Source organism: Ralstonia sp. 22086 (genome assembly GCF_052045975.1).
GTDB lineage: Bacteria > Pseudomonadota > Gammaproteobacteria > Burkholderiales > Burkholderiaceae > Ralstonia > Ralstonia wenshanensis.
In genome coordinates this window covers 515,856-537,965 of record NZ_JBQEPZ010000001.1, presented here as the reverse complement: position 1 = coordinate 537,965, position 22,110 = coordinate 515,856, and the positions used below count along the sequence as shown (strand labels likewise).

The window sequence follows — 22,110 nt, the reverse complement described above, 5'->3', positions numbered from 1 at the left end:
ATGGTGGCCGGCGAGGCTTCCGGCGATTTGCTGGCCTCGCTGCTGCTCAAGGGGTTGCACGCACAACTGCCTGCCGACATTGCCTACAACGGCATCGGCGGGGCCCGCATGACGGAGCAGGGTTTCCAGTCGAACTGGCCGATGCACAAGCTGTCGGTCAACGGCTATGTTGAGGTGCTCGGCCAACTGCGTGAGATTCTCTCGATCCGCAAGGAGCTGAAGCAAGATCTGCTGGAGAAGCCGCCGCTGGCTTTCATCGGGGTCGATGCGCCCGACTTCAACTTCAACGTCGAGATCGCCATGCGGCAGGCGGGTGTGCCGGTGGTGCATTTCGTGAGCCCATCGATCTGGGCGTGGCGAGCCGGCCGTATCAAGACGATCGCCCGCGCCGTCGACCATATCCTCTGCCTGTTCCCGTTCGAGCCTGAGATTTACGCCAAGGCCGGCATTCCGGCCACGTACGTTGGGCATCCGCTGGCGGACGAGATTCCTCTGGTCCCGGACGTGGAGGGCGCTCGCACGCGCCTGGGGCTGCCGCTGGGCCGCAAGGTCGTGGCGGTGCTGCCGGGCAGCCGCAATTCCGAGGTGAAGCATCTCGGGCCCACGCTGTTTGCGGCGATGTCGCGCATGCAGGCGGTCGAACCGGATCTGGCTTTCGTGCTGCCGGCGGCCAATGCGACGCTGCGCGAACGCATTGATGCGATGCGCGCGGAGCACCCAGGCCTGCATCTGTGGGTCGTCGATGGCCAGTCGCACGCCGCCATGGAAGCGGCTGACGTCATCCTGCTTGCCAGCGGTACGGCCACGCTGGAAGCAGCGTTGTACAAGAAGCCGATGGTCATCACCTACAAGGTGCCCTGGCTGACGGCGCAGATCATGAAGCGCAAGGGCTATCTGCCGTACGTGGGGCTGCCGAACATCCTGTCCGGCCGCTTTGTCGTGCCGGAGCTGCTGCAAGATGACGCGACGCCTGAGGCACTCGCACGCGAGACGCTGCTGCAACTGAGCGACCATGGCAACGCCATGTTCCTGCGTGAACACTTCACGCAGATGCACCTGACGCTCAAGCAGAACATGGCGGAGATCGGCGCGAAAGTCGTGGTCGATCTGCTGCGCGGTCGCGGTAAGCTTTGAATCCATGGCTTCCCGCAAACCCAATCCCGATCAGCTAGGCCTGCTGCTCTCGCAAGAGCCGGCGGCCAAGCGTGCGCGTCGCATCCTCTGTGGTGTGGACGAGGCTGGTCGCGGGCCTTTGGCCGGACCAGTGACGGCTGCGGCGGTCGTTCTCAATCCGCGCAAGCCGATCAAGGGCTTGGCCGACTCCAAGATCCTGACTGCCAGGAAGCGTGAAGCGCTCTACGAGGAGATCGTCGAAAAGGCGCTCGCCTGGCATGTCGCGGAAGCTACCGTCGAGGAAATTGACCGCATCAACATCCTGCACGCGACCATGCTCGCCATGCAGCGTGCGGTGCACGGCGTGGCCGCATTGGGCACGCTGCCTGATCTCGTGCAGGTGGACGGCAATCGGTGCCCCCAGGTGGCGTTTGCGGTGGAGGCCATCGTCAAGGGCGATGCGCTGGTGCCGGCCATTTCGGCGGCATCCATCCTGGCGAAGGTGACGCGCGATCGCCAATTGGCCGCGCTGCATACCGAGTTTCCGCTCTACGGTTTTGACGTCCATGCCGGCTATGGCACGCCGCAGCATCTCGCCGCGATCGACCAGCATGGCGTGACGCCGCATCATCGCCGTTCGTTCGCGCCCGTGCGTCGTGCGCTGGAGGGGATGAGCGCGATCAGCACCGACACCACCGCTGCAGGCAGCGCCTGGGACGACTGACCTTTTTCTGCTGGGCCCATTCGTGAAGCACATCACTTCCCGCGACAACGCGGTGTTCAAGCATCTCAAGGCGCTTTCGGGCTCAACCCAGCATCGTCGGCGTGCAGGGCAGTCCGTGCTCGACGGCGTGCATCTGGTTGTGGCGTATCTGGATGCAGGCCACACGCCAGCGCAATGCCTGGTGTCGGAGCGCCATATCCGGCACCCGGAAGTGGCTGCGGTGCTGGATCGTGTCGATCCGGACACCGTCATCCTGCTGGCCGACAACCTGTTTGGCCAACTGACCACCGTCGTCAACGGCATTGATCTGATGGCCCTGGTTGAAACGCCGGAAGGCAAGTTGCCGCAAACCATTGATGCGGACTGCGTGATTCTTGATGGCATTCAGGATGCTGGCAACGTCGGGTCTATCCTTCGCTGTGCGGCTGCTGCCGGCGTGCGTGATGTGTTCATGACGCCGGGCTGCGCGTTCGCGTGGTCGGCCAAGACGTTGCGCGCCGCCATGGGCGCGCATTTCCACCTGAACATCGTTGAACACTGCACGTTCGAGAGCGTGCATTCGCGCCTTCAGGTGCCGCTGTTGGCGACGTCGTCGCACGCCAAGCAGGCTGTATTTGACGTGCCGCTCAAGGCGCCCGTCGGCTGGGTGTTCGGAAACGAGGGTGCGGGCGTGTCAGAAGAATGGCTTTCTGCCGTGACGACGCCTGTGACGATTCCGCAACCGGGCGGCATGGAATCGCTCAATGTGGCTGCCGCAGCAGCCATCTGTCTGTTTGAGGCTGTGCGACAACGCCGCGCGGGCTAAACCTCTCCGTTTGCTGTCGATTACCGGTCACATGGTGTTTTCAAACGCCAGAAAAGTCCCGCATTGACTTTGCCATTGAGTAATGGAACATTGGGCGCGGTGCCATTGAGCACCCTCGATACCCACACTCAAGGAGACCGGCATGCCGAACCCCACCCTGGCGCGCGTCCATGTCGACGAACTCGCCCAGTTTCGCGAAATCCAGCAACTCGCCTACGCGTGCGTCGAAGCCGTCGGCGGCATGCTTCGCCCGGGTATGACCGAGAAGGACGCAGCCAAGCTGCTCTCTGAGTGGCTCGGCGATCGTGGCGTGCACGACTGGCTGCACAAGCCGTTCGCCTGGTTTGGCGATCGCACGGCATTCCAGGGCTTTTCAGGCCTCACGCACATGGCCGGCTTCAACCTGGCGTTCTTTCCGTCGTCGCGGCGGCTGGAGGAGAACATGCCGGTCATCCTCGACGTGGCGCCCGTGCGCAATGGCGTGATCGCCGATGTGGGCTATGCCATGTGCCTCGGCGAAAACGCCATCCTCAACCAGCTGCAGGACGACCTGATGGCGCATCGTGAGCTGATCGTGCGCCTGATTCGCGAGCGTCGGTCGATGGCGGATGTGGCCCGTGCGGTGGACCAGCTTTGCATGAAGCAGGGCGTGGAGCCACGCCACAAGGCGTATCCATTCAAAGTACTGGCGCATCGTGTGGCCAAGCTCGACAGCCCATCCAAGCCGCGTTTCGTTGCGCGGTTCGGGTTGAATGCCACGCGCAATCTGATCCTCGACCAGGTGCGTAGCGGCAAGCAGGAAGGATGGTCGCCGCTGTGGTCGATCGATCGTCGATCGGAACACGCACCGGTGCCGGGCCTGTGGGCCGTTGAGCCGCACCTGGGTTTCCATGGCGTCGGTGCCAAGTTCGAAGAGCTGCTCGTCATCACCGAAGACGACGCCTACTGGCTCGACGACGATCTGCCGCACGTGCGCCGCTGGCAGCAACGCCAGCTTGCGCAGCAGCGCGCCGCCTGATGCGCGAGGAGGCTCACATGAAGACGCTTCTTGAAGAGGCTCCGCTGGCATTGTTCGAGCCGGCTGCAGCGTTTCCGACCAAGGAATACGCCGAGCGCACCGTGCAATCCGGCAGCGTCTCACTCGCCGCCAAGACCTGGGGCGACCCGGCGCATCCGACCGTCGTACTCGTGCACGGCTACCCCGACAACAGCGAGGTCTGGCACGAGATGGCACCGCTGCTCGCGCGCGATTACTACGTCATTGCCTACGACGTGCGCGGCGCCGGCAAGTCGAGTTCGCCCAAGGGAATGCGCAACTACACCTTCGCGCGATTGACCGACGACTTCATCGCCGTGATCGATGCACTGAGCCCAGGCAAACCCGTGCACCTGATCGCGCACGACTGGGGTTCGATCCAGTCGTGGGAGTTCGTGACGGAAGCGCGCCTGCGTGGACGCATCGCGTCATACACGTCGTGCTCGGGCCCATGCCTGGACCACGTCGGGCACTGGATGCGCGCGCGGCTGTTGCGGCCGACACCGTCGTCGCTGGGCAAGATGCTGGGGCAGCTCGTGCGCTCGTGGTACGTGCTGCTGTTCCATTTGCCGATCGTGCCGGAGCTCAGCTGGCGCCTGTGGCTCGGGCGCGCGTGGCCGCGTGTGCTGCGTCGCGTGGAGAAGACCGCCATCGTGCCGCGCGCCACGCAGACGGCCGATGGCGTGCGCGGTGTCTCGCTGTATCGTGCCAATTTCATCCGCAGCCTGTTCACGCCGCGCAACCGTGTCGCACACGCGCCCGTGCAGGTGATCGTGCCGACCCTCGACAAGTACGTCAGCCCAGCGTTGTCTGAAGATCTCTCGCGCTGGGTGCCGCAGTATTGGCGCCGCGAAGTGGTAGCGCGGCACTGGCTGCCCGTCACGCATGCCGCACGCATGGCGGAAATGGCGCGCGAGCTGATCGAGCATGCCGAGGGCAAGCCGGAATCCGAAGCACTGCAACGCGCGCGTCAGCAGGGCGGTCGCAAGCCGTTCTCCGGCAAGCTGGCCGTCATCACGGGGGCTGGCAGCGGCATTGGCCGTTGCGCGGCGTTGGAATTCGCGGAGCAGGGTGCGGCGATCGTGGCTGTCGATATCCGCGCCGAAGATGCCGAACGCACGGCCACACTCATCCGTCTCTCCGGCGGCAAGGCGTGGGCGCGTACCGTCGACGTCGGCAACGGCGAGCAGATGGAAGCGCTGGTCGATTGGGTCGGCAAGGAGTTGGGTGGCGCCGACATCGTCGTCAACAACGCGGGCATCGGCATGGCGGGTGGCATTGTCGACACGTCCGAGCGCGATTGGCAACGCATCCTGCACGTGAACGTGTGGGGCGTGATCCATGGCGCCCGGCTGTTTGCCAAGCAGATGGTGGCGCGCGGGCAGGGCGGGCACATCCTGAACACTGCATCGGCGGCGGCCTTTGCACCATCGCGCGATCTTGCCGCCTATGCAACGACAAAGGCCGCGGTGCTGATGCTGTCCGAATGCATGCGTGGCGAGCTTGCCGGGCAGGGCATCGGCGTGTCGGCCATCTGCCCCGGTTTTGCCGAGACTGGAATCATGGCCTCCACCGTCTACACCGGCACGACCGAGGCGCAACAGGCCCAACTGCGCGCCCGCGCGACCAAGCTCTACCAGCTGCGCGGCCTCAAGCCCCAGACCGTCGCGAAAGCCATGTTCAGGGCGGTTCAGCGCAACAAGCCTGTTGTCACGATCGGCATCGAGGCGCATTCGTCGCGCTTCATCTCGCGCTATGCGCAGTGGCTCAGCCGGTTGATCGCGCGCGTGAGCATGGCGGGGCATTGAGCCCGCAGACAAGAACATCAGGAGACCACCATGACCGCGCCCGATTACTTCATCAAGGCCCGCCACGTCCGTTTCGACTGGAAGGACACGCCCATCCAATGGATTCCCGGCGATCCGTCCAGCACGCACATCATCAACATCCTGAACCTGCTGTTTCCCGCCGGCGAACTGTGGTTCTGCCGCGTTTACAACAAGGCGCTGCCGCTGATTACCGACACGAAGCTGCGCGCCGACGCGGAGGGCTTTCTGCGCCAGGAGGCGGTCCATTCGCGCTCGCATGGCGGCGTGCTGACGCATTACTACAAAGACCACGGTATCGACACCCAGCCCTTCACCAAGCGCCTCGATTGGCTCTTCTCCAAGGTGCTCGGCGAACAGCCGCTGGGCCTGAAGATTGGCCACACGCGCTTCTGGCTGCGGCAGCAACTGGGCATCATCGCCGCGCTTGAGCACTTTTTCGGCTATCTGGGCAACTGGGTGCTCAACGCAAAGGGGCTGGATGCCGCCCGCGCCGATCCCGTCATGCTCGACCTGCTGCGCTGGCACGGCGCAGAAGAGGTCGAGCACCGCACCGTCGCGTTCGACATCTTCCGGCACATGGGCGGCACGTATCTCGAACGTTGCTTCCACATGCTGACCACGATCCTGTTGCTGCTGTACTTCCTGGTGACGGGCTTTCGCTTCATGTACAAGCGGGATCCGGGCGCGGGCAAGTTCCCTGGCTTTGTCCGTGGCTGGTGGCACGGCTCGCGGCGCAACTGCCTGCCATCGTTCTGGAAAATGCTGGGGGCCGCGTTGCGTTATTTCCGGCCCAGTTATACGCCGCATCACGAGGGATCGACCGAGCAGGCGCTGGCCTACCTGGAAACATCGCCAGCAGCGCAAGCCGCGGCGCATGGTGGCAACTGGGTGCGCGATCGCGCCTGACTGGGCCGCAGAAAAGCAAAACGGCCGGTGCAAGGCCGGCCGTTGTGTCTGAGGTCTGAGCGTGCTCGCTCAGTAGTTGTTGTGATCCATCTTGATGTCCTGCAGGATCGTCGTGGCAATTTCCTCGATCGACTTGTGCGTCGACGATAGCCACTTGACGCCCTCGCGCCGCATCATCGATTCGGCTTCGTTGACTTCATACCGGCAATTTTCCAGCGCGGCATATTTGCTGCCTGGGCGACGTTCATTGCGGATTTCCGACAGGCGCTGTGGATCGATCGACAAGCCGAAAATCTTGTTCTTGTAGTCGTACAGCACCGTGGGCAGCTTGCCGCGCTCGAAATCGTCCGGAATGAGCGGGTAATTGGCCGATTTCACGCCGTATTGCATTGCCAGGTACAGGCTGGTCGGCGTCTTGCCGCTACGCGATACCCCCACCAGGATCACATCCGCCTCGGCCAGGTTCTTGTGTGACTGGCCGTCATCGTGGGCAAGTGAAAAATTGATCGCTTCGATGCGGTTCTTGTACGCCTCGGTGTCGGCGTTCTGGTGAAACCGGCCGATGGCGTGGGTGGACTTGAGGTTCAGCTCCCTCTCGAGCGGCTCGATGAAGGTCTGGAACATGTCCAGGATGGTGGCCTTGGCCCGATGGACGATCTCGTTTGCCTCGGCATCCACCAACGTGGTGAAGACGATCGGCCTCACCCCTTCGACGTGAAAGGCCTCGTTGATCTTTGCGACTGCAACGTGCGCCTTGTCGATCGTGTCGACAAACGGGATCCGCACCTGGCGGAATTTCATCTCAAACTGCGCCAGGATCGAGTGACTGAAGGTTTCTGCGGTGATCCCGGTGCCATCCGACACGATGAAAACGGTGCGGAACGGTGTGCGGTTGGGAGATGCGGTGGCGAGGTCGGTCATCGAAAACGAGGGGTTTTTCCAGCACGCCGGCAGGAAATCGTGCTGCGGCACGGTAGAATAGCGGCGATCGTTTAGCTAAGCAATTCGGGCCAATCGCCTGCCAGGCAATGCCACCGCGGCAGTCCTGGCAGGGCTTCCGGATGATTTAGCCAAGCGATTCGCGCGGCCAGACGACAAGAAGAAAGCCCCGTGCGCATCCGACCGGTTTTTCACTTAGTTTAGGGGCTTGTATGACTAACCTGTCGCAAGACGGCGCCTATGTGCTGCCGTTCGAGCAATTGCGGATGACCGATGTCGAGGTTGTCGGCGGTAAAAACGCTTCGCTGGGCGAGATGATCTCCCAGCTGGATGGCGCCGGCGTGCGCGTTCCGGGCGGTTTTGCCACCACGGCACTGGCATTCCGCGATTTCCTTGCACACAACAATCTGACGGAACGCATCTCGCAGCGTCTGGCCAGCCTCGACGTCGACGACGTCAAGGCGCTGGCTGCCGCCGGCAAGGAGATCCGCGAGTGGGTCGCCACCGCACCGTTCCAGCCGCGTCTGGAGCAGGAGATTCGCGAGTCGTACGCTCGCGTGGCCGCCCGCGAAGGCGCCGAGGCATCGTTCGCGGTCCGTTCTTCGGCCACGGCAGAAGACCTCCCGGACGCTTCGTTCGCCGGTCAGCAAGAGAGCTATCTCAACGTGCTCGGCATCGACGACGTGCTCGATAAGATCAAGCACGTGTTTGCCTCCCTGTACAACGACCGCGCGATTTCGTACCGCGTGCACAAGGGCTTCGCCCATGACGTGGTGGCCCTGTCGGCCGGCATCCAGCGCATGGTGCGCTCGGACTGCGGCGCCTCGGGCGTGATGTTCACGATCGATACCGAATCGGGCTTCCAGGATGTCGTCTTCATCACCTCCAGCTACGGCCTGGGCGAAACGGTGGTGCAGGGCGCTGTGAACCCGGACGAGTTCTACGTCTTCAAGCCGACGCTGGCCGCCGGCAAGTACCCGATCATCCGTCGCTCGATCGGTTCCAAGCTGATCAAGATGGAATTCACCGCGCCGGGCGAAGAAGGCCGCGTGAAGACCGTCGACGTGCCGGGCGAACTCCGCAACCGCTACTCCATCAACGATGCCGACGTGGCAGAGCTGGCGAAGTACGCCGTCATCATTGAAAAGCACTACGGCCGCCCGATGGATATCGAGTGGGGCAAGGACGGCAAGGACGGCAAGATCTACATCCTGCAGGCCCGCCCGGAGACGGTGAAGAGCCAGGCGCACGGCAAGGTCGAGCAGCGCTTCCGCCTGAAGGGCTCGGCGCCGGTGCTGACCACCGGTCGCGCTATCGGCCAGAAGATCGGTACGGGCCCGGTGCGTGTCATCAACGACCCGGCTGAAATGGAGCGCGTGCAGCCAGGTGACGTGCTGGTTGCCGACATGACCGACCCGAACTGGGAACCGGTGATGAAGCGTGCCTCGGCCATCGTCACCAATCGTGGCGGCCGTACCTGCCACGCAGCCATCATCGCGCGTGAACTGGGTGTGCCGGCGGTCGTTGGCTGCGGCGATGCAACCGACCTGCTGAAGGACGGCACGCTGGTGACGGTCTCGTGCGCCGAAGGCGACGAAGGCAAGATCTACGACGGCCTGCTGGAAACCGAAATCACGGAAGTCCAGCGCGGCGAAATGCCGACGATCAGCACCAAGATCATGATGAACGTTGGCAACCCGCAACTGGCGTTTGACTTCTGCCAGATTCCGAACGGCGGCGTGGGCCTGGCGCGTCTGGAATTCATCATCAACAACAACATCGGCGTTCACCCGAAGGCAATCCTCGACTACCCGCAGGTCGACAGCGACCTGAAGAAGGCCGTGGAAAGCGTGGCCCGCGGCCATGCGAGCCCGCGCGCGTTCTACGTCGACAAGCTGGCCGAAGGCATTGCCACCATCGCAGCGGCGTTCTATCCGAAGCCCGTAATCGTGCGCCTGTCGGACTTCAAGTCCAACGAGTACAAGAAGCTGATCGGCGGTTCGCGCTACGAGCCGGACGAAGAAAACCCGATGCTGGGCTTCCGTGGCGCCTCGCGCTACATCGCTGAGGACTTTGCCGAAGCCTTCGAGATGGAATGCCGCGCCATGAAGCGCGTGCGCGACGAGATGGGCCTGACCAACGTCGAAGTGATGGTGCCGTTCGTGCGCACGCTCGGCCAGGCCGAGAAGGTTGTCGAGCTGCTGGCCAAGTACGGCCTGAAGCGCGGCGAGAACGGGCTGCGTCTGATCATGATGTGCGAAGTGCCGTCCAATGCGATCCTGGCCGAGCAGTTCCTGCAGCATTTCGACGGTTTCTCGATCGGTTCGAACGACCTGACGCAGCTCACGCTGGGTCTGGACCGCGACTCCGGCATGGAGCTGCTGGCCAAGGACTTCGACGAGCGCGATCCGGCGGTCAAGTTCATGCTGCAGCGTGCCATTTCCACGGCCCTGTCGATGAACAAGTACGTCGGTATCTGCGGTCAAGGCCCGTCCGATCACCCGGATTTTGCCGAATGGCTGGCCAAGGAAGGCATCTCGTCGATCTCGCTGAACCCGGATTCGGTGATCGACACGTGGCAGAAGCTCGGTTCGGTTTAATGCCGGCCTAGAGTGTCGTAAGACACGGCGCGTATCCTGACGGGTATGCGCCAACAAGAACGCGAAGTGCCCGGTGGCGTCCAACGCTGGCGGGGGCCGAGCGACATGCCCCCGCAGACGTGCAGCGTCGCGGGGGTTTTTTTATGGGATTTCGGGAGAGGGAGTATGTCGGCTCAGACCGTCTGGTTTTCTCTGGCCGTGCTGCTCGTCATCGGCGAGCTAATGACGGGGACGTTCTATCTGCTGATGGTGGCCATCGGCTTGGTCGCCGGCGGACTTGGCGCGCTGATCGGCCTTACGTTTCCCGCCCAGGCCATCGTGGCCGCGATTGTGGCGGTGTTCGGCATCGTCGGGCTGCGGCGCACGCGCTACGGGCGGACCACGCGCGAGAATGCCGCCCGCAATCGCAACGTCAATCTGGATATCGGCGAGACTTTGCGTGTCGATGCCTGGTCGCCAGAGCGCCGCGCGCGCGTGCAGTATCGCGGCGCCGCGTGGGATGTCGAACTGGCACCGCATGCGCCGGCCACCGCTGGCGAATTCCGCATCGTCGAAGTGCGCGGCAACGTGCTCGTCGTCGCTCCCAAATAGCACGCAAATAGCATCCAAAACAACCAACAAGCTCAACCACGGAGGTTCTATGTTCGAGCTGGGGACTCTCGCGATCATCATCCTGTTTGCCGCCATTGTGCTGATCGCACAAGGCATCAAGATCGTGCCGCAACAGCACGCCTGGATTCTGGAGCGGCTGGGCAAATATCACGCGACGCTTTCGCCCGGGCTCAATATCGTGCTGCCCTTTGTCGATCGGGTGGCCTACAAGCATGTACTCAAGGAAATCCCGCTTGATGTGCCGAGCCAGATCTGCATCACCAAGGACAACACGCAGCTGCAGGTGGACGGCATTCTGTACTTCCAGGTGACCGATCCGATGCGGGCCTCGTATGGCTCGAGCAATTTCGTGATCGCCATTACCCAGTTGGCGCAGACGACGCTGCGCTCGGTGGTCGGCAAACTGGAACTGGACAAGACGTTTGAAGAGCGCGACTTCATCAACCACAGCGTGGTCAATGCGTTGGATGAGGCGGCATCGAACTGGGGCGTGAAGGTGCTGCGCTACGAGATCAAGGATCTAACGCCGCCGAAGGAAATCCTGCACGCCATGCAGGCGCAGATCACGGCAGAGCGCGAAAAGCGTGCGCTGATCGCCGCATCCGAAGGCAAGCGCCAAGAGCAGATCAACCTGGCATCCGGTGCGCGCGAGGCGGCCATCCAGAAATCGGAGGGGGAAAAGCAGGCCGCCATCAACAAGGCGCAGGGCGAAGCGGCGGCAATTCTGGCGGTGGCCGAAGCCAACGCCCAAGCGATCCAGAAGATCGGTCAGGCTATTCGCACCGAGGGCGGTGTCGATGCCGTCAACCTGAAAGTGGCGGAAGAGTATGTGAGTGCGTTCGGCAACCTGGCCAAGCAGGGCAACACGCTCATCGTGCCGGGCAACATGGGCGACCTGAGCACGATGATTGCGTCAGCGTTGACGATTGTGAAGCAGCAGCGGCCGAGCGCGTAAAAGCTCGGCGAGCGAAAGGGCTCAAGCCTTCTCGCGCATGAGGCGGGCTTTTTCGCGCTGCCAGTCGCGGTTCTTTTCGGTTTCGCGCTTGTCGAACTGCTTCTTGCCTTTGGCGAGACCGATTTCGCACTTCACGCGGCCGCGCGTGTAGTGCAGGTTGAGCGGCACGAGCGTGTAGCCGCGCTGCTCCACCTTGCCGATGAGCTTCTTGATCTCTTCGGCGTGCAGCAGCAGCTTGCGGGTGCGCACGGGGTCTGGATGGACATGCGTGGAGGCCGATTGCAGCGGGCTGATATGGGCCCCGATCAGGAACAGCTCGGCGTTACGGATGACGACGTAGCCTTCCTTGATCTGCGCACGGTTGGCCCGGATGGCTTTCACCTCCCAGCCCTCGAGAGCCATGCCTGCCTCGTAGCGCTCTTCGATGAAGTAATCGAAAAAGGCCTTCTTGTTGTCGGCGATGGTCATACGTTGGAATATGCGGTGCGCGCCTTGGGGTGACGATCCCTGCATGCGCTGCGATAAAATGGCGAGTTTAACAAATCCGCCGCAATCCAAACCGGGACGCGGCGCGCAAAGCTTTCGGATGACGCATGGCAGACGTTGAAAAAACCGTGTTGATTGGCTACTCGGCCGAACAGATGTTCGACCTGGTCACCGACGTCAAGGACTATCCGAACTTCCTGCCGTGGTGCGGCGGCGTGGAAATCTACGAGCAGACCGAAACGTCACTCGACGCGCGCGTGGATATTGCCTTCAAGGGCATCCACCAGTTCTTTCGCACGCGTAACGTGCAAACGCGGCCCACCCGCATTGATATGACGTTCGCAGACGGGCCTTTCAAGTCGTTTACCGGTTTCTGGGTCTTCACGCCGCTGCGCGCGGACGCCTGCAAGATCAACTTCCACCTGCATTACGAATTTTCCAGCGTGATTCTGGAAAAGCTGATCGGGCCGGTGTTCAGCATGATTGCCAACACCTTCGTCGATTCGTTCGTCAAACGCGCTGAGACGGTGTATGGCGAATCCTGAGTCCGACAACGTGATCGACGTGATGGTCTGCCTGGCGACGGTCACGCCGCCGCGGCTTGTCAACGTGCAGGTGGCGGCGCAGGCGACGGTGGCTGACGCTGTGCGTGCCTCTGGCCTGCTCGATGGCTTGGAGCTGACGATCGATACCTGCCGCCTGGGGATCTACGGCAAGCGCAAGACGCCCGATGCACCGTTGCACGCACGTGACCGGATAGAAATACTGGGACCGCTGATCGCCGATCCAAAAACCGCACGCCGGCGGCGCGTGCAGAAGGTGCGAGCCACTGGCACGCGCGAGGGGCTGAAGTGGCTGCGCAACGAGGCGCCGCCCAAAGACGACGTCCTCGAGTAACGGGCAATCAGTTGCAGTTGGCGCTCAGGGCAGCCTGGTTGCGCTGGACGGCTGCGGCGCGCTGGTTGTCATCCATATAGGCGATCGAGCCGTCGGCCTGCACTGAGCCGACGCGGCGGCCATCCTGCATATACGTGGTTTCGTTGCGCAGGCGTGCGCATTCGGCTTGTTTGCGCTGGGCAGCCTCTGCCTGCCTGGCTTCGTCCTGTTCTTTCTTGGCGCGATCGGACAGACGTTTGCGCAGCTCTTCATCGGGGTTGGATGCCGCGACGCCCGAGGCTGGCTGGCCGGGTTTGGCTGCCCCGTTCGCGTCCACCGCTTTAACGCCAGAGGCCGGTGCAGAAAGGGCTTCATACGCAGTAGCCGTACGGCTGTTCGGGTTGCGGATGATGCGGCTGGGCGGCACTGACGGCGGCGGTGCGGCGTCGCTGTAGACCATGTGGCCCTTGTCATCGCGCCATTGCCAGGCCCATTGCGCCTGGGCAACCGGGCAGGCAAGGGCGATCAGGGCAGCGGTGGCAGGTAACAGGACGTGCAGTCGTTTCATGAAGTTCTCGTTCGTGGACTGCCGACGGCGCGCTGGCCGACCCGACGACGGCCCCTCGACGCGCACGGGAGCCCGGTGGCGTGATCGCCACTCGCCAATTTAGGCCGACGGCCTGGCTTGGCCTGTCGACTCGCCCCCCGGCAAGGCGCCCAGTTTATGCAGACTTGTCGTTGGCGTGCAAGCGGACCGACCAGCCGACACCCGCAATCAGCAAGGCGATTGCGGCGATCTCAAGCGGACGCGGCCAGCGGCCGTCGTACACGAAGCCATATGCCAGCGCGAACAGCGTCTCGAACACGATCATCTGGCCGGACAGCGTGAGCGGTAGCCGTCGGGAGGCGATGTTCCACAGGTTGTTGCCGATCAGCGACGCGCCGAGTGCCACGGCGGCATTGACCGCCCAGAACGTGCCCCAGACGCGCCCGCCGGCATGCATCCAGCTCGTACCAACCGCGAGCAGGGCCACCAAGGTCAAGGCCGCCGACAGAATGCCGCTGGAAATGCCGTACAACGCAGACCATTCGTTGCTGGAGAAATGCGGATTGCGCTGCAGGTAGCGGGCATTGTCCACGGCGTACCAGGTCCAGCTGCAAAGCGCGCCCACGGCACAAGCGATGCCGGCAATGCGTTGCCAGACCGGCCGGGCGTTGGTGGCTGTCGTTACCGATTCATGGCCGAACAGGTCGACGTTGATGCAGGCGATGCCCGCAGCGACAACCAGTAGCGGCCAGATCAGCCGGGAGAGCGGCACGGCGCCGTGATCGCGCCGGCCAAGCATCGTCACTGTGATGGGCAGGATGCCGACGATGAGGGAGGTGGGTGCAACGCCAGCCAGTTGCACGCCAAACGCCACGAAAACGAAGTAAACCAGATTGCCGCTGCAGGATTGCATGACCAGCGCCAGGCAATCGGCGCGGGTAATCTTGCGGGCAATGCGGGGAAGGATCGGGGCAGCGGCAACGGCTGCGATGACGCCGTAGGCGAGATAGCGGCCGAGGGTCAGTTCCCACGGTGAAAACGCGGGCAGCGCGCGGGGCGCAATAAACACCATGCCCCACATCGCCCCGGCCAGCAGGGCGCACAATACGCCAATCCCCATTCGAACACTCGCGAGGCTGATTCTGCGCGGCTGCTGGCGGCGCAGGGCGCTGGAGGTGCGTGCGCGAAGAAAAATTTATCGAGCATAGCACGGGTCTCTACAACCGTGGGGCGAATTCCCGTATAATCCGATTTTGCGCCTAGAGGAAATTGCTATGCGTCTTGTCCAGAAAGCACTCACGTTCGATGATGTGCTGCTCGTCCCGGCCTATTCGGCCGTCCTGCCCCGCGATACGTCCCTTCGCACCAAGCTTACCCGTTCGATCGAACTCGCCATTCCGCTCGTCTCCGCCGCCATGGATACGGTTACGGAAGCGCGGCTCGCCATCGCCATGGCGCAGCAAGGTGGCATCGGTATCGTCCACAAGAATCTGAAGCCCGAAGAACAGGCGCGCGAAGTCGCCAAGGTCAAGCGCTTTGAATCGGGCGTGCTGCGCGACCCGATCACCATTGGTCCGGACATGAAGGTCCGCGACGTGATGGCGCTGTCGGCACAGCATGGCATCTCGGGTTTCCCGGTGCTGGAAGGCAAGAAGGTGGTGGGCATCATCACCAACCGCGACCTGCGTTTCGAAGAAGAACTGGACGCCCCGGTGCGCGCCAAGATGACGCCGCGTGAGAAGCTCGTCACCGTCAAGGAAGGCGCCACGCTGGAAGAGGCCAAGCGCCTGATGAACAAGCACCGCCTGGAGCGTGTGCTGGTGGTGGGCGAGGCCTTCGAGCTGCGCGGCCTGATCACCGTCAAGGATATTCAGAAGGCTACCGAATACCCGCTGGCCTCGAAGGACGAACGCGGTTCGCTGCGCGTGGGTGCGGCGGTGGGCGTGGGCCCGGATAACGATCTGCGTATCGATCTGCTGGTCAAGGCCGGCGTGGACGTGATCGTGGTCGACACCGCGCACGGCCACAGCCAGGGCGTGCTGAGCCGTGTGCGCTGGATCAAGGACAACTACCCGCAAGTGCAGGTGATCGGCGGCAACATCGCCACGGGCGACGCAGCCAGGGCGCTGGTCGACCACGGCGCGGACGGCGTCAAGGTTGGCATTGGCCCGGGCTCGATCTGCACGACGCGGATCGTCGCAGGCGTGGGCGTGCCGCAAATCTTTGCCGTGTCGAATGTGGCCGAGGCCCTGAAGGGCACCGGCGTTCCGCTCATCGCTGACGGCGGTATCCGTTACTCGGGCGATGTCGCCAAGGCCCTGGCTGCCGGCGCACACACCGTGATGATGGGCGGCATGTTCGCCGGTACGGACGAATCTCCGGGTGAGGTGTTCCTGTTCCAGGGTCGCTCGTACAAGAGTTACCGCGGCATGGGCTCGGTGGGCGCGATGAAGGACGGCGCTGCCGATCGTTACTTCCAGGAAGACAACACCGCCAACGTCGACAAGCTGGTGCCGGAAGGTATCGAGGGCCGTGTGCCGTACAAGGGCTCAGCGTTGCCGATCGTGCATCAGCTCACGGGCGGCGTCCGCTCGTCGATGGGCTACTGCGGTTGCGCCTCGATTGCCGAATGGCACGAGAAGGCGCAGTTCGTCGAGATCACCGCCGCTGGCATGAACGAATCGCACGTGCACGACGTGCAGATCACGAAGGAAGCGCCGAACTATCACCGCGACTGATCGGTTGTTGATCAGCACAAACAAGATAGAAGGCAAGCAGTACTGCCGCCGGGGTGCGCGGGCGCTCCGGCTGAATCAACCGGCGGCCGAAGCACGGGCGGCCGCCCGCAACTGGAGACGATGATGAAAGCGCTTTTGCGACTCGTTCTGTTTCTGGATGCGGCTGTCGCACTGTGCGTCGGTCTCGTCCTGCTGGCTTCACCGATGACGTCCATCTTTGGCGCGCTGCAATTGCCGCAGCCGGAGCCGGCGATGTACGGCCAACTGCTCGGCGTCACGCTGATTGGCGTCGCCTGGCTGCTGTGGCACGCCACCGTCAACGGCCAACTGACCACCGCCGTGGCACAGGTGGTCGGTCACGTGAACCTGGCTGTCGCCGTGCTGGTGATTGCCTGGCTGCTGTTTTTCCACTTGCCGGTGGACGGCGCCGGCCGCATCTGGCTGCCGACGTTTGCTGCGGTGCTGGCGGCGTTTTCTGCCGTGCAGATTCCCGCGTCGCGCCGCGTGCGCACCAACGAGCGCGTGCGCGCACAGAAGGCCCGTGAAGACGCCGCGGCCGCGCGCGAACGCGAACGCGCAGAAAAGGTGCAACGCAAAGAACCTGGCTACATGCCGCCCCCGGGCTACGGCCCTGGCACTGAAGTCGACACGATTGCCGATTCCATTCCTCCACAACATGCACGACAAAGTCCTCATCCTTGATTTCGGCTCGCAGGTCACGCAACTGATTGCGCGGCGCGTGCGTGAAGCACACGTCTACTGCGAGATTCACCCGAACGACGTGTCCGACGCCTTCGTGCGCGAGTTCGCGCCCAAGGCGATCATCCTGTCCGGCAGCCACGCCAGCACGTACGAAGACCACCAGCTGCGCGCCCCGCAGGCCGTGTGGGACCTGGGCGTGCCGGTGCTCGGCATCTGCTACGGCATGCAGACCATGGCCGTGCAACTGGGCGGCAAGGTGGAGTGGAGCGACCACCGCGAATTCGGTTACGCCGAAGTGCGCGCGCATGGTCACACCCGCCTGCTCAAGGACATCCAGGACTTCGCCACGCCGGAAGGCCACGGCATGCTCAAGGTCTGGATGAGCCACGGCGACAAGGTCACGGAACTGCCGCCCGGCTTCAAGCTGATGGCGTCGACGCCGAGCTGCCCGGTTGCCGGCATGGCCGATGAGGCGCGCGGCTATTACGCCGTGCAGTTCCACCCGGAAGTCACGCATACCGTGCAGGGCCGCGCGCTGCTCGAGCGCTTTGTGCTGGAAATTGCCGGTGCCAAGGCCGACTGGGTCATGCGCGACCACATCGACGAAGCCGTCAAAGCCATCCGCGAGCAGGTGGGCGATGAGGAGGTGATCCTCGGCCTGTCGGGCGGTGTTGATTCGTCGGTGGCAGCGGCGCTGATCCACCGCGCTATTGGCGATCAGCTGACCTGCGTGTTTGTCGACCACGGCCTGCTGCGCCTGGACGAAGGCAAGATGGTCATGGACATGTTCGCCGGCCGCCTGCACGCCAAGGTCGTGCACGTGGACGCGTCGGAGCAGTTCCTCGGCCATCTGGCTGGCGTGACGGACCCGGAGGCCAAGCGCAAGATCATCGGCCGCGAGTTCGTTGAGGTGTTCCAGGCCGAAGCCAAGAAGCTCAGCAATGCCAAGTGGTTGGCGCAGGGCACGATCTACCCGGACGTGGTGGAATCGGGCGGCACCAAGACCAAGAAGGCAACCACGATCAAGAGCCACCACAACGTGGGCGGCCTGCCGGAGACGCTGGGGCTGAAGTTGCTCGAGCCGCTGCGCGACTTGTTCAAGGATGAAGTCCGCGAGCTGGGCGTGGCGCTGGGCCTGCCGCACGAAATGGTGTATCGCCATCCGTTCCCGGGCCCGGGTCTGGGCGTGCGTATCCTGGGCGAGGTCAAGCGAGAATACGCAGACCTGCTGCGCCGTGCCGATGCGATCTTCATCGAGGAATTGCGCGGCACCAAGGCCACGGCACAGGACGCCGCTGCCGGCCTTTGCGCCGAGGGCGACGTTGGCAAGAGCTGGTACGACCTGACCAGCCAGGCGTTTGCGGTGTTCCTGCCGATCAAGTCCGTCGGCGTGATGGGTGATGGCCGCACATACGACTACGTGACGGCGCTGCGTGCCGTGCAGACCACTGACTTCATGACCGCACATTGGGCGCATCTGCCGTACACGCTGCTCGGCCGCGTGTCGAACCGCATCATCAACGAGGTGCGTGGTTTGAGCCGTGTCGTGTATGACGTGTCGGGCAAGCCGCCTGCGACGATCGAGTGGGAGTGAAAACTCCGATAAATCAATGGGTTAAGCCACCCGTCTAGCCCAACATCCGGTGGCGCCCCAATCGCCCGGCACAGGGTTTTCGGTTCAGTTCGTCCTCTGTCCAAGCTCAAATTTGGACAAGATTTGGACAAGAACGGCTTGGTGATTGCCAAGCCGTTTTTGCATTCTAAGGTTTTTGTCGGCTCCGCATAGCCTGCGTGGATGAGGCTGTCGAGGACATATCCAACGTCGCAGCCGGCAGTGGAGGGGAGTGTCACTCGGTACCAGCGCCCCCCTTGCATTGAGGGTGCCGTCTCATCTACACTCCCTGCTGAGCACTGAAGCACCCCTGCGAGGTCGGCAAACAACCTTCCTTGTCACGTGTGGAGTTCACTTTTGACAACTTTTGTTGCCAAAGGAACTTCGCACACGTGTACTGCACAGGGCAGTGCCTTGTCAGCCAGGTTCCCGAGGCAAAGGAACCGGCATGACTATTAATGATGTATCTATCGAGCCCAATCATGTGGCTCCTGCAGTAACGGCGCTGACCGCCTTCAGCAATTCCCCCACCTCCCGCAGCTTGAGCGATGCCGCTAGCGTCGCCCCGCAACCGCAAAGTTCGGCCAAAGAACTGCTTGTCCTCATCGAAGGGACGAGCGGTCTGCCGCCGTTTGCGCATGTCGCCAGCTTGGCACTTGACCACTTTGATGAGGTCATGGATATCCTTGGCCTAGAGGGGGAACAACGGGGAAGGGAGTTCGTTGCATACAACCCGAAGCGGGATGACAGCTGCCTTGGTTCGTTCAGCATCAACAGCGAAACCGGCGCCTTCGGGGATTTCGCCACTGACGATTGCGCAGGCGGGGATCTGATCGCCTTGGCGGCGTACTGCTGGGGATGTGGCAATGCGACTGCGGCAAGACGCTTGGTCGAAGAACTGGCCAAGCTCGATCTCGACCGCCCACAGGTTCGCCCGCCTTCTCCGCTGCAGCGCAAAGTGGCGAACGTCAGTCGAACCGTTGTGGCAGGTCTCGTGCAACCCATTCCGACGCATGCCCCCGAACTGAAGCCGGAGCAATTTGTGTATCGGGGTGAGACGCTGGAAGACCGCTACGACTACCGGGACCGAGATGGCAGTCTGTGCTTCTCGGTCCTTCGTATTCGGACGGCGGATGGCAACAAGACCTTTCGCCCCCTCAGCGTGTCATTGAATGCGGCGGGCAAAGCCAGCTGGCGGGCAACGATGCCGGAAGGACAGCGCCCGCTGTTCGGCCTACCTTCGCTGACCGAAGCCACGAACACGACCAAGGTCTTCGTCGTCGAGGGGGAAAAAGCTGCGCTGGCATTGCGGAAGATGCTCCCTGAATCGCCTGTCCTTACGTCGGTGAACGGGTCAAAGTCTGCGAGTAAGTCCGATTGGTCTCCGCTTGCTGGGTGCGATGTCGTCATCTGGCCAGACAACGACGAGCCTGGAGCCAAGTACCTGCAAGACGTGCGCCGACTTATCCGTGACAACGATCCTGCGACGCCAATCTCGGTTGTTGATGTCGAGGCATTACTTCGAGCCGTTTGCGGCTTGAAGGGGTGGGTCTATGAGGAGAAGGCCGTGGAGTTCAAGGGCTGGGATGCTGCAAACGTGGCTGCACTGGGTCTTGAGTCCGAGGTGCTCGCCGCGCTGATCGACAAGGCGATTGAACCAGCTGAGCAAACCTCCGAGCCAGCCGTGAGCACGGATGACCGAGATGTTTGGCCCATCACAGATGTGGAGTGGGAATCCGGCAAGCTGTATCGAAAAACCGCTAACGCCGTTGAGGTCTACAAGCCAAAGGAGGAGTTCTGGGCAAAGGTTTGTTCCATGCTGGAGATCGTGCGCCAACTTCGAGACGCCGAGGGCACTGGCTGGAGTTTGGAGCTCAGTCTTAGGTCACCAGACGGGGCTACGAAAACCATCGTTCTGCAAAGGGCGTGGCTAACGGATGCCCAGCGACTGAAAGCGCTCCTCCTCGATAACGGGGTTGTGATCTACAACTGGTTGGAGCTTCACGACTACATCGCCCATGCGATCCCGTCCGAGACGCATACACTCGTCCGCCGTGTCGGCTGGCATGGTGATGATTACGTTCGCTCGGGCGTCATCTATGGAGCTACGGAGGAACCGCTTGCTCTCGATGGGGCCGCTCCTGCCTGCACCGCATTTGGACAACAAGGCACGCTCGAAAACTGGAACTTGCAGATCGGGCGGCTGTGCTCAGGCAACTCCCGGCTCATGGTTGCCGTGTGTGCTGCACTTGCTGGGCCGTTGCTGCGTCCGCTCGGCGTAGAGAACGGTGGCTTTCACCTTGTTGGACCGAGTAGCGTTGGGAAAACGACCGCCCTGAGAGTGGCTGCGTCCGTCTATGGGCCGCCGGACAAGTTCATTCGTTCGTGGCGCTCCACGTCGAACGGCTTGGAGTCGGTAGCCGCTGGCCATAACGACTGTGTCTTGCTAATGGACGAAATGAACCAGGCAGCACCGCACGAAGTAGGCGAGGTTGTCTACATGCTTGGCAATGGTCAAGGCAAGGCCCGCATGACCAAGTTGGGCGTGGGGGCACGGCTGCTAGAGTGGAAGCTCTTGTTCGTTTCCACGGGTGAAATCCCGCTTCAACAACACGTGGAGTCGGTTGGTAAGGCGGTCCGTGCCGGTATGGAGGTCCGATTGTTGAACCTGCCGGCCGATGCTGGGGCGGGGCGTGGCATGTTCGAAACGCTGCATGGGTTCGAAAAAAGCCAGGCACTCGCCGAGCACCTTAGGACAGTAACCGGGGATGTGCACGGTGTTGCGGGAGATGCATGGCTACGCTATCTAGCCCACCAGATGAAGATTGGCGGACATGAGGCGTTTGCCGAACGCTACAGCGCACGGCTCTCTGCAATCGAGGCGCATTTTGCTCTTCCGGGGGCAGATGGCCAAGTTTCAAGAGCCTCGAAGCGATTTGCCCTGTTGGCCTTGGCGGGAGAGATGGCCGCCGAAGCGGGTATTGGTGGCTGGGCTCCTGGGGAGGCAGAGACCGCCATGCAGCGATGCTTCGAGGCATGGGTAACGGAGCGTGGTGGAGTGCGTGCCGGCGAAGAAGCACAGGCGCTCAGGCAAGTGCAAAGGTTCTTCGAACAGCACGGTCAAGCTCGTTTTCAGCGCATCGAGAATATGCCCGTGTATGGGGACGAGTCTGTCAACGAAGTTCGCACGATTCAACAGCGAGCAGGCTACTACCGTCCCTCGGTGGATGAGTTTTATGTGCTACCGGAACCGTTCAAGCGTCAAGTGTGTGAGGGGCTGGATGCGAGGCTAGTGACGAGGGTCTTGCGAGAGAAGGGGTTGCTACTAGCCGAAGGCTCCTGCACCGTGAGAGTGCCAGGGCTTGCCAATCCAATTCGGGCTTACCGCATCAGCGGCCGGATAGTTGGATATGATCCCGAGGACCATGTGCGCAACCCTCCGACAGTCTTGTAAGCCCTGCCAGCAAGCCTAACCGTGACGGAGGTAACGGGGCTGTGACAGCAAATGAAATGTAGGAAATCCTTGCTGGCATTGGCTTGTGACGATGTGGCGGACGTAACAGAACAGATTGCACCGTTCGGTCAACTCGTGAAGCTATCATCAGAGTATCGCCGGGGGTGCTGTCGGCT

The 22,110-nt window shown here is 62.5% G+C and carries 19 protein-coding genes; 15 read left to right on the top strand and 4 right to left on the bottom strand.

Annotation, left to right across the window (positions count from 1 at the left end):
- From lpxB to ACTJK6_RS02480, 6 genes are all read left to right on the top strand, one after another.
- Positions 1 to 1,134 carry a lipid-A-disaccharide synthase gene (gene lpxB, locus ACTJK6_RS02505; protein WP_232043001.1) on the top strand — a complete coding sequence of 378 codons (1,134 nt, stop codon included), beginning with the start codon at positions 1 to 3 and terminating at the stop codon, positions 1,132 to 1,134.
- Positions 1,135 to 1,138: 4 nt separating this feature from the next.
- Complete coding sequence (gene rnhB, locus ACTJK6_RS02500; RefSeq protein WP_440838278.1) at positions 1,139 to 1,837, top strand: ribonuclease HII; 699 nt, start codon at positions 1,139 to 1,141, stop codon at positions 1,835 to 1,837.
- Positions 1,838 to 1,859: 22 nt separating this feature from the next.
- Positions 1,860 to 2,642, top strand: a complete 783-nt coding sequence (locus tag ACTJK6_RS02495) for a TrmH family RNA methyltransferase (protein WP_414560597.1) — start codon at positions 1,860 to 1,862, stop codon at positions 2,640 to 2,642.
- Positions 2,643 to 2,784: 142 nt separating this feature from the next.
- A complete protein-coding gene (locus tag ACTJK6_RS02490) occupies positions 2,785 to 3,660 on the top strand; it encodes a M24 family metallopeptidase (protein ID WP_440838277.1) in 876 nt (291 codons plus the stop codon).
- A 17-nt stretch (positions 3,661 to 3,677) separates the two neighbouring features.
- A complete protein-coding gene (locus tag ACTJK6_RS02485) occupies positions 3,678 to 5,486 on the top strand; it encodes an SDR family oxidoreductase (RefSeq protein ID WP_440838276.1) in 1,809 nt (602 codons plus the stop codon).
- Positions 5,487 to 5,516: 30 nt separating this feature from the next.
- On the top strand, positions 5,517 to 6,413 hold the full coding sequence (locus ACTJK6_RS02480; RefSeq protein WP_440838275.1) for a metal-dependent hydrolase: 897 nt from the start codon (positions 5,517 to 5,519) through the stop codon (positions 6,411 to 6,413).
- Between the two features lie 69 nt (positions 6,414 to 6,482).
- Here the strand turns inward: ACTJK6_RS02480 and ppsR are convergent, their stop codons facing one another.
- A complete protein-coding gene (gene ppsR, locus ACTJK6_RS02475; protein ID WP_232043002.1) occupies positions 6,483 to 7,334 on the bottom strand; it encodes a posphoenolpyruvate synthetase regulatory kinase/phosphorylase PpsR in 852 nt (283 codons plus the stop codon).
- A gap of 230 nt (positions 7,335 to 7,564) precedes the next feature.
- Between ppsR and ppsA the strand changes: the two genes are divergently transcribed.
- From ppsA to ACTJK6_RS02460, 3 genes are all read left to right on the top strand, one after another.
- A complete protein-coding gene (gene ppsA, locus ACTJK6_RS02470) occupies positions 7,565 to 9,952 on the top strand; it encodes a phosphoenolpyruvate synthase (protein ID WP_316868936.1) in 2,388 nt (795 codons plus the stop codon).
- Positions 9,953 to 10,117: 165 nt separating this feature from the next.
- Entirely contained in the window at positions 10,118 to 10,543 is a 426-nt protein-coding gene (locus tag ACTJK6_RS02465; RefSeq protein WP_260802531.1) for an NfeD family protein, read from the top strand.
- A 49-nt stretch (positions 10,544 to 10,592) separates the two neighbouring features.
- Complete coding sequence (locus ACTJK6_RS02460) at positions 10,593 to 11,519, top strand: SPFH domain-containing protein (protein ID WP_232042731.1); 927 nt, start codon at positions 10,593 to 10,595, stop codon at positions 11,517 to 11,519.
- A 21-nt stretch (positions 11,520 to 11,540) separates the two neighbouring features.
- On the opposite strand, the gene smpB is transcribed toward ACTJK6_RS02460, so the two are convergent.
- The gene (gene smpB, locus ACTJK6_RS02455) at positions 11,541 to 11,987 is read right to left on the bottom strand and encodes an SsrA-binding protein SmpB (protein WP_232042732.1); all 447 of its coding nucleotides are present in this window, start codon (positions 11,985 to 11,987) and stop codon (positions 11,541 to 11,543) included.
- A 125-nt stretch (positions 11,988 to 12,112) separates the two neighbouring features.
- Between smpB and ACTJK6_RS02450 the strand changes: the two genes are divergently transcribed.
- On the top strand, positions 12,113 to 12,550 hold the full coding sequence (locus tag ACTJK6_RS02450) for a type II toxin-antitoxin system RatA family toxin (protein WP_232042733.1): 438 nt from the start codon (positions 12,113 to 12,115) through the stop codon (positions 12,548 to 12,550).
- Positions 12,537 to 12,902 carry an RnfH family protein gene (locus ACTJK6_RS02445; protein WP_260802530.1) on the top strand — a complete coding sequence of 122 codons (366 nt, stop codon included), beginning with the start codon at positions 12,537 to 12,539 and terminating at the stop codon, positions 12,900 to 12,902. Before ACTJK6_RS02450 ends, ACTJK6_RS02445 begins: the two co-directional genes overlap by 14 nt.
- A gap of 7 nt (positions 12,903 to 12,909) precedes the next feature.
- Here ACTJK6_RS02445 and ACTJK6_RS02440 read toward each other — a convergent pair whose 3' ends face one another.
- The gene (locus ACTJK6_RS02440; protein WP_232042735.1) at positions 12,910 to 13,449 is read right to left on the bottom strand and encodes a DUF4124 domain-containing protein; all 540 of its coding nucleotides are present in this window, start codon (positions 13,447 to 13,449) and stop codon (positions 12,910 to 12,912) included.
- Between the two features lie 154 nt (positions 13,450 to 13,603).
- Positions 13,604 to 14,548, bottom strand: coding sequence for a DMT family transporter (locus ACTJK6_RS02435; protein WP_316868940.1), 945 nt, complete (start codon positions 14,546 to 14,548; stop codon positions 13,604 to 13,606).
- A gap of 154 nt (positions 14,549 to 14,702) precedes the next feature.
- On the opposite strand from ACTJK6_RS02435, the gene guaB reads away from it, so the two are divergent.
- The 4 genes from guaB (at position 14,703) to ACTJK6_RS02415 (ending at position 21,934) form a co-directional block, all read left to right on the top strand.
- Entirely contained in the window at positions 14,703 to 16,166 is a 1,464-nt protein-coding gene (gene guaB, locus ACTJK6_RS02430; protein ID WP_232042737.1) for an IMP dehydrogenase, read from the top strand.
- A 123-nt stretch (positions 16,167 to 16,289) separates the two neighbouring features.
- Positions 16,290 to 16,868, top strand: a complete 579-nt coding sequence (locus tag ACTJK6_RS02425) for a hypothetical protein (RefSeq protein ID WP_232043003.1) — start codon at positions 16,290 to 16,292, stop codon at positions 16,866 to 16,868.
- Positions 16,843 to 18,462 carry a glutamine-hydrolyzing GMP synthase gene (guaA, locus tag ACTJK6_RS02420; RefSeq protein ID WP_343619697.1) on the top strand — a complete coding sequence of 540 codons (1,620 nt, stop codon included), beginning with the start codon at positions 16,843 to 16,845 and terminating at the stop codon, positions 18,460 to 18,462. Before ACTJK6_RS02425 ends, guaA begins: the two co-directional genes overlap by 26 nt.
- Positions 18,463 to 18,928: 466 nt before the next feature.
- Entirely contained in the window at positions 18,929 to 21,934 is a 3,006-nt protein-coding gene (locus ACTJK6_RS02415) for a DUF927 domain-containing protein (protein WP_440838274.1), read from the top strand.
- The last annotated feature ends 176 nt before the right edge of the window (positions 21,935 to 22,110 follow it).